General features: G+C 42.0%; 13 protein-coding genes. 3 read left to right on the top strand and 10 right to left on the bottom strand.

Annotated features, from left to right (window positions below; translation table 11 throughout):
• Nucleotides 1-253: 253 nt before the first annotated feature.
• The 3 genes from L2737_RS09340 to L2737_RS09330 form a co-directional block, all read right to left on the bottom strand.
• Nucleotides 254-853 carry an HAD family hydrolase gene (locus L2737_RS09340; RefSeq protein WP_248955546.1) on the bottom strand — a complete coding sequence of 200 codons (600 nt, stop codon included), beginning with the start codon at nucleotides 851-853 and terminating at the stop codon, nucleotides 254-256.
• A gap of 47 nt (nucleotides 854-900) precedes the next feature.
• Complete coding sequence (locus L2737_RS09335; protein WP_248955545.1) at nucleotides 901-1,530, bottom strand: CIA30 family protein; 630 nt, start codon at nucleotides 1,528-1,530, stop codon at nucleotides 901-903.
• Nucleotides 1,531-1,624: 94 nt separating this feature from the next.
• On the bottom strand, nucleotides 1,625-3,004 hold the full coding sequence (locus tag L2737_RS09330) for a DUF4397 domain-containing protein (protein WP_248955544.1): 1,380 nt from the start codon (nucleotides 3,002-3,004) through the stop codon (nucleotides 1,625-1,627).
• 239 nt (nucleotides 3,005-3,243) lie between these two features.
• Between L2737_RS09330 and L2737_RS09325 the strand changes: the two genes are divergently transcribed.
• Complete coding sequence (locus L2737_RS09325; RefSeq protein ID WP_102528194.1) at nucleotides 3,244-4,416, top strand: endonuclease/exonuclease/phosphatase family protein; 1,173 nt, start codon at nucleotides 3,244-3,246, stop codon at nucleotides 4,414-4,416.
• Between the two features lie 131 nt (nucleotides 4,417-4,547).
• On the opposite strand, the gene pepN is transcribed toward L2737_RS09325, so the two are convergent.
• The 6 genes from pepN to L2737_RS09295 form a co-directional block, all read right to left on the bottom strand.
• On the bottom strand, nucleotides 4,548-7,184 hold the full coding sequence (gene pepN / locus L2737_RS09320) for an aminopeptidase N (protein WP_248955543.1): 2,637 nt from the start codon (nucleotides 7,182-7,184) through the stop codon (nucleotides 4,548-4,550).
• A 117-nt stretch (nucleotides 7,185-7,301) separates the two neighbouring features.
• On the bottom strand, nucleotides 7,302-7,895 hold the full coding sequence (lpoB, locus tag L2737_RS09315) for a penicillin-binding protein activator LpoB (RefSeq protein ID WP_198589569.1): 594 nt from the start codon (nucleotides 7,893-7,895) through the stop codon (nucleotides 7,302-7,304).
• Nucleotides 7,896-7,951: 56 nt separating this feature from the next.
• Nucleotides 7,952-9,319: a COG3014 family protein gene (locus L2737_RS09310; protein ID WP_102528197.1), complete on the bottom strand. Its 1,368-nt coding sequence runs from the start codon at nucleotides 9,317-9,319 to the stop codon at nucleotides 7,952-7,954.
• Nucleotides 9,316-9,876, bottom strand: coding sequence for a peptide deformylase (def, locus tag L2737_RS09305; protein ID WP_248955542.1), 561 nt, complete (start codon nucleotides 9,874-9,876; stop codon nucleotides 9,316-9,318). The genes L2737_RS09310 and def overlap by 4 nt, the downstream gene beginning before the upstream one ends.
• A 108-nt stretch (nucleotides 9,877-9,984) precedes the next feature.
• Nucleotides 9,985-10,197, bottom strand: coding sequence for a SlyX family protein (locus L2737_RS09300; RefSeq protein ID WP_102528199.1), 213 nt, complete (start codon nucleotides 10,195-10,197; stop codon nucleotides 9,985-9,987).
• Between the two features lie 36 nt (nucleotides 10,198-10,233).
• Nucleotides 10,234-11,199 carry a WD40 repeat domain-containing protein gene (locus L2737_RS09295; RefSeq protein WP_248955541.1) on the bottom strand — a complete coding sequence of 322 codons (966 nt, stop codon included), beginning with the start codon at nucleotides 11,197-11,199 and terminating at the stop codon, nucleotides 10,234-10,236.
• 149 nt (nucleotides 11,200-11,348) lie between these two features.
• On the opposite strand from L2737_RS09295, the gene fkpA reads away from it, so the two are divergent.
• Nucleotides 11,349-12,107: an FKBP-type peptidyl-prolyl cis-trans isomerase gene (fkpA, locus tag L2737_RS09290; protein ID WP_102528201.1), complete on the top strand. Its 759-nt coding sequence runs from the start codon at nucleotides 11,349-11,351 to the stop codon at nucleotides 12,105-12,107.
• Nucleotides 12,108-12,221: 114 nt separating this feature from the next.
• Here the strand turns inward: fkpA and L2737_RS09285 are convergent, their stop codons facing one another.
• On the bottom strand, nucleotides 12,222-13,190 hold the full coding sequence (locus tag L2737_RS09285; protein ID WP_102528202.1) for a zinc transporter ZntB: 969 nt from the start codon (nucleotides 13,188-13,190) through the stop codon (nucleotides 12,222-12,224).
• Between the two features lie 212 nt (nucleotides 13,191-13,402).
• On the opposite strand from L2737_RS09285, the gene L2737_RS09280 reads away from it, so the two are divergent.
• Nucleotides 13,403-13,774, top strand: a complete 372-nt coding sequence (locus L2737_RS09280) for a YacL family protein (protein ID WP_102528304.1) — start codon at nucleotides 13,403-13,405, stop codon at nucleotides 13,772-13,774.
• The last annotated feature ends 32 nt before the right edge of the window (nucleotides 13,775-13,806 follow it).

The following is a 13,806-nucleotide window of genomic DNA, read 5'->3' as shown; positions in this document are numbered from 1 at the left end:
CCGAAATTTTAAAGAAAGCATTAAGTGGTTGAAGTATAAATAATTTAAAGGTAAGTTTAGGCAGTAGTGCTGCTAGTTAACAATGTCTTAGTCGCAACTTTAAAGAACATTTTAAGCAATTGAAAAATAATAAGTAAGAAGGTAGGTTCTTGCAGTGACGCTGAAATGTTGCTAGCTAAACATGCCCCAACCCCAACCCCAACCCCAACCCCAACCCCAACCCCAACCTCACTCTCACTCGCCTGTCGCTTGGTTACCGATTCGACGCCAAAATCGCGTGTTGTAATTGCAGTAAATCATTCACAATAAAATCAGCCTGAGATTGATAATCTGGCTGCTTATTGTGGTTAATAAATACTGATACCATACCGGCATTTTTAGCGGCTTGAATATCGTATAAGTAATCACCCACATAGATAAGAGAAGCGGGTTCAATATCCCACATTTTGGCAATGGCAAGTAACGCATCTGGTGCGGGTTTAGCAGGGTAACATTCACGGGTTAACACTAATTCCATGGCAATGTTATTTTGCGACAGTTTAGTTGCTGTTGCGGTTTTACTATTTCGGGTCACGATGGCTGTAGGCAGTGACAGCTGTTGCAAACTGGCCAATAACGCATGCATATGAGGCAGCGCCTTGGCATTCATTGCATCAAGTGCTTCGTGCTCAATAATGATTTGATGGGCTTGTTGCTGAGCATCTAATGATGGCATGTCTTCGATAAAGTCGAGAACGTCAGTATCAAATGGACAGTTTAACTGTTGCTTAATTTTACCAAAGTCCAATTCTGACTCAACTAAAGTGCCGTCTAGGTCGAATATTACGCCTTTAATATGGGTCATTGTTTTCATTTGGGGTCCAGTTGTCTTGCCGTGATAGGGTAAAGATTATCTGATATTTAATCAGTAAAGGTCATAGTATCGAGCATCAGAGAAAAGTCTCCCTGTTGTTTATCGGCAATCAGTAGGCCGACTCGGTCGATATCTTCAAATAGTAATTCAGGTGCGTTGACGTTTCTACCACGAAATTGCGAATTAAAATCATCAGGTGTAAACCTGTGTTCAGTGCGCTGACCTGCAATGGTATCAAAGTGAGCCACATAAGCTTCACCAAAGGAAAGTTTCGGTGTCTTAAAGCGTAATTGGTAGCGTTTTCCGTCACCGATTACAGTTAATTTTACGGCGTTGGCTCGCGGAATTATCGCGAGTAAACGATACTCCATTGATGCAAAACCACCATTGTTGGCAAGTGAAACATTGCCGCTAAAAACGGGCTTGTCTTGGCGTTTATCGCGGTTAATTTCACTTGATGAGATGCCACCCATTACCGTGTCATTACTGATTTTGGCTGCTTGAAGTTGCTGTTGGGAGTTAAATTGTATTTCCATAGCACTCACTGAAGGTTGAAAAAATACGATGGAGCTTATAAAAAGACTGCATAAACACAGGTTTTTCAATAGTACGCCTATTACTACTGAAGTATACCGCTGTAATAACTGATGCATATTGGCGAGTGAATTTTTCATCATTTATTTTCCTCATAAAAAAGCGACTTATCTCGGGTGGAGGATAAGCCGCAAAAGGGTCGGACGGAGATAATCGTTTACGAGTGAATGGCCTTGATTATTCTTCGGCGACAAAATCGTCCATTAAGATAACCGAGAACATTGAAGTGTCATTTTCTGCATCTACTGCTGCAACACTGTATAAACCGTTGCCTGCAAGTGATACAGCTAGCGGGCCAATCGCTACTGTTTTAGTGCCTGTGACAGTCACGCTGACAGTGTAATCACCCGGTGCGATACTCAAGCTGCCTGATGCCGCTTTGAATGGGACATCAGTGAGAGCAGGTGTTGCATCACTGATATCAGCAGTCGGGGTAAAATACACGTCGACGTTGCCTGCAGAGTAAGAGGCATGAATGACATTCAGGCGGGCTTCAGTCGCAATGCGGCGTGTATGTTCAGCAAAAGCCCAAGGTGCAATGTCGTTGTCAGTGAGAGAGCCGACGGCGAGTACTGAGTAGCTGCTTCCTAGCATTAAATCGAGTTCGGCGTCGGTAATAACTTCTACTGAATTGTCGGCATCAGCCGCAACGGTTACTGTGTGCATGCCTTCTGGGATATTGACGTAGCCTGCAAGGTTACCGAATGAAAGCATATCAATGGCCGGCGTTGAGCTGCCATCTAAAAATACATCGACAGCTGGGGCATCGGCAACGGCATGTACTACACGGATATCACTGCCACTGCTAACATCGTTCAGTAGTACTTGACCTTCAGGAAGCGCAACTAATAAAGCAACAGGAGAGTTACCAGACCATTCATTTGGAATTGCTGAAATTAAATAATCCATTCCATCGGCTAGGTTAACTGTGCCTGAATCGAATACGACATTCTTGTCACCGGATGCTGTAATTCTAATCTGGTAATCAGCAGTTGGTACGGTGAGTTGGTCACTATTATCCATATAGTTTGCTGATAATGTCGGCTCCATCATTGAGATGTCGGCCATTGGCGCTGTGACATAAATATCAACCAGTCCTACTGCTGGAGTGGCATGTAAAACTTGGACGCGGGCATTGCCGCTATCAATGGCACTTTCTTCATTAGCAATGAGCTTTAGCATTAACGTTTCATCACTGACATTACCTAATGCGACGGCGGTATACTCCATGTCTTCTGCTGTTGCTAGCTCAGCTTCAAGTACTGTTAATGTGCTGCCATCAGCAAGTATCGCATCGACATTGATGGCATAAGTTGCCGTCGGTACTTCGAGTAAACCACTAGACATAGCGTAATCGACATCAGACAGTAAAGCTGCACCATCAGCAGTAACATTGACCATTGGCGCGTCGCTGCCAGCATGAATAACGCGTACTTCAGCATAAGTGACAACTGGCGTTTCGACCTCTGCATCAGTGACTGTGTCATCGTCATCATCTGAACAAGCAGTTAATCCAATCAGTGAAAAACATAGGGCAAGAGAGTAGATCCTTTTCATCGTTCTTTCCTCGAATTTGTTTCTGCAAACGAATTATAAAATTGATTTCTTGATTACTGATTTCAGGCGCTGATTTCGAGGGGTAATACGGCAGTTGCTAATTTAAGATCATTTTTCGATTAATGAATTTTCACAAAAAGTTGGTTCAAGATCATTTTGATATAGAGTGTAATTAACATCGACACTTAATCGATTTGGCTTTAATCTGTTGTCAGAATAGGGCTTTTAGGCAGTTTGCGGTGATTCAGACCAGCAGTAAAAAACAGCAAAATAAACAACAAAATTTTAAAGTGGTTTCGTTTAATTTATTTAATTTTATCGAACCGCCAGCGGCTTATTATGACTTTGAAAATATCTATTCTCACCAGCAATGGCAGAAAAAATGTGCTTGGATTTGTGATTATTTAACCGAGCATCAACCAGATATTATTGGTTTTCAAGAAGTCTTTAGTCCTGATGCATTAAAGGCATTAATTGCGCCTTTGGGTTATCAGTATTTTGCCGCTTTGGATGAGCCGAGTTTAATCAGCGATTATGTCTATCAAGACCCTGTAGTTGCTATTGCGTCGAAATATCCCATTACTGAATCTGCGTTAGTGACTCCCGATGAAACCTTGTTTCCGTTAATGGGAATTGCTAATGATTTTAGCTTTAGCCGCAAACCGCTACGGGTAAAAATTGCATTAGCTGATTTTGGCGAATGCGAATGTTATGTGGTGCATTTAAAGTCAAAGCGAAGTGGCATGGGCGTCGAACGATTAGCTGATTCTGGCATGACAGGCGGCGCTGATATTATGGCGAGGCAAGCATTAGGAAGCTGGGCTTCAAACATGCAGCGGGGTAGCGAGGCTGCATTATTGTTTAATGAAATCGCCAAGCAACGGAGTCAGACACAATTACCTGTGTTACTCATGGGCGACTTTAATGACACCTTGCAAAGCACTGCGTTAGAGGCCTTTCGTGCCAATGGGAAACGTGTTTTTAGAAACGATATTATTGATCCTGAACTTAAAAAAATGAATGACCAAACTCTGGCGGATGCGTTTGCGCAATTTAGCTTATTCGACAGTTATGATTTATTTAAAACCGGTCAAAAGCTCAATGCTACCTTGGCTCAAGATGAGTATGAATCAGGTCTACATGAAGAGGACTCTGATATTGCCGAAGATGTGTTGCCGCCTGTTGACCCTTTAAAATATGCTCGCCAGTCAACTCACTATTTTGGTAATACAGGCTCGGTGTTGGATTACATATTAGCCTCATGTGAATTTGATGCATCACACCCAAGAAACCTAGCTGAAGTCAGTGATTATCAAACCCATGACCGACATCTTGTTAGGGCTGATTATGCAAGAGACAGTGATAGTACCGATCATGCTCCTGTGATGATGACATTTACATTGAGAAGTTAACCAAGCTATTTACTGTCATTACTTCCTTTTATTAATTCCTGGTGTTAAAAAAAATGCCGCTTCATTTCATGAAGCGGCATTGGTGAACTCTACATTTTAAAATGTAGAGTTATCTTGCATATATGTGTGAACTAGTGAGTTAACATTTCGCTGATTTTGACACAGCGTTGCTCTTTTTGACGGGTTTCTAATAATGCTCTACGGGTCATTTTCGACAAGCCTGTTTCGGTATCTAACACCTGATTAATCGCGGCGATATTGGCATTGGTACATGCGGTTGGAATTAACCTACGATTATAAGCTCGCATAAATACAGGTCCCTTTTTATCGACTTCTGCAATATTGGCTAAACGCTGCTCTGCTGTCGCTGCACTTAATAACTTTTGCTCACTTGGGTATAAGTAATTCATCGCTACGCGCAGTTTTGAAAATGGCATGTCAGTGTCATTTTCAATGGTATGGAGCCACTGACGTTTTGATCTTGCTTGAGGTCGAATAACTTCAGCGGCTATTGCAGATTTCTGGCCTGAATCTGATAAGTCGCGATGTTTTTCTTCAATGGCAATAAGGCCACTTTGTGGATAATCATATTGATTGAGTTTGATAATGATTTTCCAGCGTAAATCTTGGCTGATATTTAAGCCTGTAATCGTCGCGTTGCCTTCCAGTAGATCGGCGAGGTGATCCAATGCGTGCTGACTACTCGCTAAGCTAACATAGGCATCAAACCAGCGGCGCTGGAAGTCAGCATTGTCACGATGTTCCATTGCCATGCGTAAGCTCATTTGAGTCAGAGCCTTACCAACTTTGACTGCATACGCTTTATGATTCGGCGCCATGCTGTCGAGGTAATACTGAGCCTGTTTTAAGTTACCTATGACTTGACCTAAGATAGTGTAGTCTTGTTCAAGCGGTGCATTGACTAGTGCGACATTGATGTATTGTTTAAGAGAGGTTTTACCGTCACTGACACTGTCCCACATGCTTTGCCACAACATTGAACGTAGCAGTGGATCACTGACCTTACTCAGCTGTTGTTTGGCGGTTTCAAATGAGCGTTCGTCAAGTTCGACTTTCACATATCCCCAATCTTCAAAGTTTGGGTAAACCAAGTTCGGGCAATGGCTACCGATAAGTTCAGGCACTTCGGTTCGCTCGCCTTTGTATGTGACCGCAACTTTGGGGCCTTGATGGATTGAGTAACGGGTTGCATCAAATAATGCCACTTGTACACGTTGTTCGCGTAATGTCGGTAATGCATCACTTGGCGCAGTTTGAATTAACGCAAATTCGCTGACTCTGTCATTGTCACAGCTGTACTCAGCTTTTAAGGTGTTTACACCTGCTTGATACAACCAGTCTTGAGTCCACTGGGATAAATCACGCTCACTGGCTTGAGATAAACTACCAATAAAATCATCGAGTGTGGCGTTTTGATAACTGTACTTGGTTAGATATTGCTGCACACCTAGTTGAAAGGTGTCTTCGCCTAATAAATGCCTGAGTTGTTTCAGGGTGGATGCACCTTTTGAGTAGGTGATGGCGTCAATATTATCAAACGCATTCATGCTGGTAGGTACAGGCACTTCGATAGGATGAGTGGTGACTAAGCTATCCTGACGATAAGCACTTTGTTTACCAGTCGCATAAAACGTTCGCCAAGCATGACTAAACTCCGTTGCTTCGCTGGTGGCTAAAGTGCCCATGAAGGATGCAAAGCTTTCGTTGAGCCATAAGCCATTCCACCATTTCATTGTGACTAAGTCACCAAACCATTGGTGCGCCATCTCGTGCATGATAACACCAGCTAAGCGCTGTCGCTGGGCTGCCGTCATCGTGTCTTTGTACATGAAACGGTTTTCAGCAAAAGTAATGGCGCCTGCATTTTCCATCGCGCCATATAAAAAATCAGGGACTAACAGTTGGTCGTATTTTTTAAATGGGTAGTCGATACCAAAATAATCATCAAAGAATGTTAGGCCTTGCTTGGTATAGGTGAACCAGTCTTCAGCGGTGACTTGTTCAGCAACCGATTGACGGGCAAATAAGCGCATTGGGTATTTGCCGCTGTTGTCTTCCCAAACATGATAAGGCCCCGCATGCATCGAGAAGTTGTAAGGGCTAAGCTTAGGCGTGACTGGAAATGTCCATAGATTGCTATCAGCTTGCTCTTCAATGTTACTCTCGCGCATGGTGCTAATGACGCTCCAATCTTTAGGGGCGTTAACTGTGATTTGATAAGTGGCTTTTAAGTCGGGCTGATCAAATACGGCAAACATTTGCTGAGCGGCAGCTGGCTCGAAATGAGAGTACAAATACACCTTGTCATCAACAGGATCGACAAAACGATGTAAGCCTTCGCCATTGGTGCTGTGTTCGCGGCTGTATTCGACTTCAATGGTATTTTTACCATTGCTGAGTAACTGCGAATTGATACTGATATAAGCATCGTTATAATTCGGGTAAATGCCTTTACCATTAATGGTGAGTTTGCTAATTGTGGCTTGATTCAAGTCAAGTGTCAGCGGCTCTTTATTGCTGCTAAGGTTGAAATCTACTTTAGTGATAGCACTAAAATGACTTTCGCCAGTAAGATTAAAACTCAGCTGATAATTCACTTCTGAAACGACATTAGAGCGTGCCATTGCTTGGGCTTCGCTGATATTGGCACTGCCATCACGTTCTGTTGCAATAATCTTAGGAGTGCTATTACAAGCAAATAAGCTTGCGCAAGCAAGCGCGACGATAGACGACTTAAACAGGTTCACAATTTCTTCCCTAAATATTTATTATTGTTTTTTGGAACTAGCGTTTTATTCAATGACTATTGTTTACAGTTGTAAAAAAGCCGACTGGAAGTCGGCTAATTAAAGTTTATCAGAGGCTTATAAGCCTAAGAAAGACTTAGATTTAACTTTACGGATTTCTTTTTCATCAGACCATTCGATTAGGCCTGTTTCTAAGTCCATTAGACGCATGGTCATTTTGTAGTATACGTCTTTTGTGCTGCCATCTTGCTTGACGATGCTAGATAAGTTGCCGTACAGCATGTACTGGGCACCGACTTGACGACCAAATTTAATCGCAGTAGATGGGTCAACCATACCAGCATTGTTTTGGTAGTCTAGTTGCTTACGCACTGAGTCAACTTTAGTCATATCGATAAAGCGGAATTTACCTGAACGTAATAATTTATTGCTGATGGTATCAGTGACGGATTCTGTATCGATATGCTCAGAGGTTTTGTTTTTGATTTTATCAACAAAGATAATTGGGCGATCGTTCTGTGTCATGACGATGACAGGCGGGAACGTCAGCATGCTATCAACCATTTTTGCAGCAATGGCTTGTAAATCAGTTGAACCGAAGTTTTCATTAACGGTTTCTACTTCGGTTGCATCGCCATATTCAACCTTAGATTGACAAGCTGATAGCCCGATTACAGCGGCTAAAACAAAAATCAGTTTAAAATGTTTCATAGTAAGTTCCATGTTGGATATGACTTATAAGTAGTCGAGTTAAATAAATAGTTGAGTTAAATAATTATTGAATAAAAACGGGTTTGATTACCAGTCTCTATCACCCAAATTAATGTTGCCCGATTAGGTTGTACATCAATTTTGGCAGCAGGACTGTTGCCTAAACGGATTTGGTACTCGCCTGGTTCAATATATTGGCGGGCGATTTGTGCCTGTCTTGGTAATGTCAGCCAGCTACGTCTGTCAGCTTGCTCGGTCACTACATTAAAAATCTGCATTAAAATTGCTGCTGCATCGGCTTCGTTATTACGGCGCTTACTGCCACTTTCAACACTGCGAGTCATTTCAGACTTAGTATAGACCCGCGCAGCTTGGCGTACCAAGGCTGCAGGTAAATCTTCTTTTAGTGCGTTAATAGCTAAGGCATCAATATTGGCAATTGGTTCCGCTTTTAATACGGTTCCGAGACCTTGGATAGTCGAAGGTTGAATCACTTGGCGGTGTGGCTGATATGTAGCCAGTGACACTGTTTGCCAATTACCATCAATAGTAAACGGAACGGTTAAGCTTTGTTTTTCAGGCACGAAGCCTTTTTCGACCACCATCACCACTTGGCCTTGGCCTTTTTTAGGTAAAATTGCATCTCCCCAACGACGTTTAAACTCATCGTATTGAGGCATAGACAATTGTTTAGCTAACCTGACTAGATCTTGCTGCAGGTATTTATTGTTTGGTGTGATTTGTGCCGCTTTACGGTAATCAATATAGGCATCATTGGGCTCGCCTAACAGTTCATGAAGCAGACCTGTTGTGTAATAGCTATATGCATTTAAAAAAGAACTGGTAACGGTGCCTGTGGCTTGATCTAGCTTATTGATTTCACTGTCGATAGTGCCGTTAGCCATTGCCCGTACCGATTTTTGCGATTTTTGATAGCGTGCCTGTTCACTGGCTTGTAGTTGATTACTTCGACGCACTTCGACTAATGCCCCTTGCGCATCACCAGAAAACAGATAGTTAAATGCTTGATATTGATGAACCATGATCCGTTCATAACCTGGTCCACGGTAAGGTATTGCGTTGTCGTTTAACACTAAACTACTTGCGGTGGCAGTTAAGTCAGATGCGCTAATGGTTGCTCTGTCATCAAACGCTTTATAAGCCTGAATAGCTGCTTGATAGTAGGTTTTACTGGTTTCGAAATCGCCCGAAACCTGGGCGACGCGGCCCGCTTCTTGAGCATATAACAAGCCATCATTGGTATCTATTTCACCCGCTAACTCTGACAATTTAGCACTGGGTGTAGGGCTTGCAAGTTGCTGTTTAATCGGTGCGATCTGCGAAGGATAGTTTATCAATATGCTATTGTATGCACAGCCAGTAAGACTGAAACACAGTAGACCTATGCTAAGCAGTTTATTCATTCGACAGCACCTTGCATGTGCTGATTTTGTTCAGTACTGATTTCTTGATTGCCAGCTTGTGATGCAGTTTGGTCAGCCATAGTTATCCGTTCAAGCAAAGTAATTCCCTGTAAATGATCAAATTCATGCTGAAAAATGCGGGCAACAAAATCACTCAGTTGCTGCTTGATAACCTCTCCGCTTAGAGATTGATACTGAACATTAATTGTTTTGTGCCTTAATACGTCAACACGCCGTTCAGCGATAGATAGACAACCCTCGCTCCCCAGCTCCATTTCATCTGAATAAGCAATAATACGTGGGTTAATCACAACGGTTGCCGAGGTTTCTGGTGCATTTGGATATCGGTCATTAGATCTTGAATGCATGATAAATACAGCTAAATCACTAAATACTTGCGGCGCTGCAATTCCGACACCATTTGCAGCTGTCATCGTGGCTATCATATTCTCAGTAAGCTGAACCAGAGCTGGATCAAATGATATGACTGCTTGTGCTTGACGATTCAAAATGGCTTCGCCAGATTGTGCTATTGTCATGATGTCACTTGCAGGCATAGCGTTCCTTAATGCTTCATTGATAGTGATTTGTATAAGATAGCTTGTTGGTTTACTCGTCAGTGAATATAGCAAACATCACTTTAGTAAACATGCTTTAGCCAACACTTAATAATGCGGTGGCGGGGTTTCTTCTGATGCTGAAGCCATGTTGCTGGGCTCAATGGCTTGTAGCTTATTTAATATTAATGACATTTGGTGTTGTTGAAATGCCACTAAGTCATTTAATTTAATCACTTCTTGGTTAAGATCTTCAAGTGTTATCTCCTGAAAAGCGACTTTCATTTCTAGATCATCAATCTTTTGTTGCATGTCTTGCATTACTTCCTCTCATCGCCATAGAGTTGCGCATTGCGATTATGGCAATGGCCCCCATGACTCAACTAAACCTTGATTACTGATACTCACAATCTGCTGTTGGGCATCACTTGCAATAGAGTATACAACGGCACCTCTATTTTGACTGTTTTTAGTTAGCTGAATTTGCCTGTTTGCCAGTTTTTTACCTGTTTGGGTTTGCCATAGAATAATTTCTTTCGATGGCGAGCCGGTTACTAGGATTTTATCTTGTTGAATAAAGCGTGCACTGCTGAAAGTCATTTGACGACGATTAATGGCAAGTGTTGATAATACCTCGGCGGTATCGCTGTAATAAATCGCGCCGTTGCCTGTAATATCACTGGCAAAACTAAGTTGGCCGTTCTGGCTAAGGGTGACTTTGCCAATACGAGATTCAAGTTGCCATTGGTGAACTGGCTGACCCGTTTGCGCCTGCCACAGGATCACTGAGCCATCATTTGAGCCACTCAGCGCCAATTGCCCATTTGCTGAAATAGACACACTGGATACTCTTTCTTGGTGGCCTAAAAATTTGATCAGGCTTTTCTGTGGTGCAAAAGACATCACTGAGCCATCAACTAAACCGACTAAAGTTTGGGCATTATTAGCAATTGCCACCGATTGCGCTGAGGCAGGAAGTGACCACCAACCAATAGATTCACCAGTGTTTACATCCCAAATCGCCAATGAGTCTGCGGTTAAGGTGGCAGCATATTGCGCGTTGGAAGAAAGGGCTGTGTCGAAAACATTATTGTCAGTGGACTGCGCATCACTGCCATGTTGCCAGCGAAATTTTAAGGCTTGTTTATTGAGATCCCATAACTGAACACCATTGCTAGCCGTGCTCACTAAAGCTAGTTGACCATCTTCAGATAAGCTTGCGCTATAGCTTGAATCTTTAGTGACACTAAACACTTTTTCAGCCGCGGGTTGGCAACCCAAAAGGGAGCAGATACACAATATCAGCATAGTAAGTCGAAACATGAACTTGCTCCTGTAAAAGTTGTCTCAAAGCCAGTGTTATTATTCAGGCCATTGCAAAAAACACTTTATTTAGTATAAAGTGGCCAAATATATACAAATTTTTTACCTACAGGTTATTGTAACCGCTATAGGACGCTGAGGAAGCTTTAATGAAATCTATTTACAAATTATCGTTAGTTGCACTGGCTGTTGTTGGTCTTACTGCATGTAACCAAGAACAAGAAGTCGTGGCAAAGAAAGTTGAATTAACAACTGACGCGCAAAAAGAAGCTTACAGTGTTGGTGGCTCAATTGGCCGTTACATGGCTGGTCATATTACCGAGCAAGAAGACCTAGGTTTCGCTGTTGATCGTACGTTAGTTATTCAAGGGTTTAGCGATGGTTTAGCTGATACTTTAGATCTTACAGAAGAAGAAATGCAAACTGTACTTCAAGGTCTTGATGTTAAATTAAATGAAAAACGTGCTGAACAAGCAGAGTTATTAGCAAGCCAAGCTGTTGAAGAAGGTAAGAAATTCCTTGAAACCAACAAAGCTAAAGAAGGCGTTGTTACGACTGAGTCTGGTTTACAGTACGAAGTACTAGAAGCCGGTGAAGGCGAGACTCCTGTGGCAGAAGACACTGTTGAAGTACACTACAAAGGTACATTAATCGACGGTACTGAGTTTGATAGCTCATACAGCCGTGGCGAGCCTGCTAAGTTCCCTCTAAACCGCGTTATTCCTGGTTGGACTGAAGGTGTTCAATTAATGCCTATTGGTGCTAAATACAAGTTCGTTATCCCATCAGAATTAGCTTATGGCGAACGTGATACTGGTACTATTCCAGCTAACTCAACGTTAGTGTTTGAAGTTGAATTATTGTCTATCGAAAAAGCACAAGTTGAAGCAGCACCAGCTGCTCAGTAATGTGTTGATGCTGCGTTTGTAGCAGCTATCGATTAAAAAGGACGCTATATGCGTCCTTTTTTGTGGGCAAAGGTTAACTGTAAACAAAATTTAATAAAATTATTTATGCAGATTTTATAACCATTTCCAGCGGTAAAATAACCACATTTGAATAGCGACGAGTAGAATTAACCCACCAGAGAACATAGCAAAAGCCCATGTGTTTTCGGTTCCGGGAATACCGCCAATATTCACTCCAAGCAATCCGGTTAAAAACCCAAGCGGCAGAAAAATTGCCGATATCAGTGATAGAAAATACAAGCGCTTGTTAAGTTGCTCAGCCTGCTGAGACTGAAGTTGCTCTTGAGTGACGCTAGCGCGATCGCGAACAGCATCTAAGTCTTCTATGACCCTGATTAACGTTTCGTTTATTTCGCGTATACGCAGTTTATGTTCAGAATTGAACAACACATGTCCATCGTTTAATAGTCGAGATAAGGCATCCCGTTGAGGTGAAAAATAGCGCCTTAACGTGACTGTTTGTTTTCTAAGTTCAGCAATATCAGAGCGAAGCGACGAACTTATTGGTGCAGTAATTTGGTCATCAAGATCATCTAATTGATCTTCGAGATTATGTATTAGCTCCATTTTTCGGTGCGTTAATCGTTCACAAAGTGATACTAAAAAGTCAGCACTAGAATCAATACTGTTAGGTTTACTGATAATTTGTTCCGCGATGTCTTTTACTGACTGAAGTTGACGCTCACAGGTTGAAACTATTCGATGTTGCTGGGCAAAAATACGCATCGATACCATGTCTTCAGGTGAAGAATTAGGATTTAGGTTAATGCCGCGTAAAACCATTAATACCCCATCTTGAGAGCTTAATGAGCGTGGACGAGTATGCTCCGCTAATAAGGTATCAGTTTCCGTTTGCGGCAGTTGGGCATCGATAACCCATTGTTTTGCTTCTTCATCGCTGTAGCGTAAATGCACCCACAATAATCCGTCTTCAGGTTGCCATTGATTAAGTTCAGATGGGGTGATGCTCTGACCTGCATTAGGGCCTGATAAGAGTAAGCAATAAATAAAACCTGTATCCATATAAGTCCTGACTCGCGATGATGAACGTGTACTGTGATTTGTCGTGCTGAATGTAAGATTAAGTGGTGAATGTATAGGCAATAGTAGCACTGAAGATAAAAATGACGGATTTTTTGTTCATCTGCAACATTTTCATTATTTACGCGTTGTGACTGCGCAGTTTTAGCTAACATCAGTTAAAATAAGATCAAAGCCTAATGTTGAGTTTTATCATGGAATACGAGTTTCGCCGTAACAGTTTAGACGGCACTTTATTTGCTGAATTTAGTATGGAACATGCCATTCTAGGTCGCTTTTTTGCCGAGCGATTGGGTAATGATATTGAGCAGTGCAATAATATTATTAAGCAGATTGAAATTATTAGGGCTAATAAGCAAAATGACTGGCTAATGCATAGTCGTGATTTAGCCTTGTTGATCGACAGTGAACAAGTCAGAGTGTTCGCAATTGCTATCGACTTTGATGAAGATTTTGATTTGGAAGAGTCGATGAGCATGTACGATTCAGAGTCTGAAGCTTATTGTGGTCTAGAGGATTTTGAGACGGCACTTAAAAGCTGGATGGAGTTCATCCTTAAGCGTTAAGAGCTAAATGTTAAAAATTAAGTGTTAAGTTA

Origin of the sequence: Shewanella electrodiphila, assembly GCF_023283985.1 — a bacterium.
GTDB classification, from domain to species: Bacteria; Pseudomonadota; Gammaproteobacteria; order Enterobacterales; family Shewanellaceae; genus Shewanella; species Shewanella electrodiphila.
The sequence above is the reverse complement of the archived record's forward strand: the minus strand, read 5'-3'. Positions and strand labels throughout refer to the sequence as shown.

Excerpts from the sequence above, each read along its gene's own strand:
- def (WP_248955542.1), bottom strand. The coding sequence starts at position 9,876 with ATGCCTGCAAGTGACATCATGACAATAGCACAATCTGGCGAAGCCATT.
- lpoB (WP_198589569.1), bottom strand. The coding sequence starts at position 7,895 with ATGAAACATTTTAAACTGATTTTTGTTTTAGCCGCTGTAATCGGGCTA.
- L2737_RS09285 (WP_102528202.1), bottom strand. The coding sequence starts at position 13,190 with ATGGATACAGGTTTTATTTATTGCTTACTCTTATCAGGCCCTAATGCA.
- L2737_RS09295 (WP_248955541.1), bottom strand. The coding sequence starts at position 11,199 with ATGTTTCGACTTACTATGCTGATATTGTGTATCTGCTCCCTTTTGGGT.
- L2737_RS09330 (WP_248955544.1), bottom strand. The coding sequence starts at position 3,004 with ATGAAAAGGATCTACTCTCTTGCCCTATGTTTTTCACTGATTGGATTA.
- L2737_RS09310 (WP_102528197.1), bottom strand. The coding sequence starts at position 9,319 with ATGAATAAACTGCTTAGCATAGGTCTACTGTGTTTCAGTCTTACTGGC.
- L2737_RS09280 (WP_102528304.1), top strand. The coding sequence starts at position 13,403 with ATGGAATACGAGTTTCGCCGTAACAGTTTAGACGGCACTTTATTTGCT.
- L2737_RS09300 (WP_102528199.1), bottom strand. The coding sequence starts at position 10,197 with ATGCAAGACATGCAACAAAAGATTGATGATCTAGAAATGAAAGTCGCT.
- L2737_RS09335 (WP_248955545.1), bottom strand. The coding sequence starts at position 1,530 with ATGATGAAAAATTCACTCGCCAATATGCATCAGTTATTACAGCGGTAT.
- fkpA (WP_102528201.1), top strand. The coding sequence starts at position 11,349 with ATGAAATCTATTTACAAATTATCGTTAGTTGCACTGGCTGTTGTTGGT.
- L2737_RS09340 (WP_248955546.1), bottom strand. The coding sequence starts at position 853 with ATGAAAACAATGACCCATATTAAAGGCGTAATATTCGACCTAGACGGC.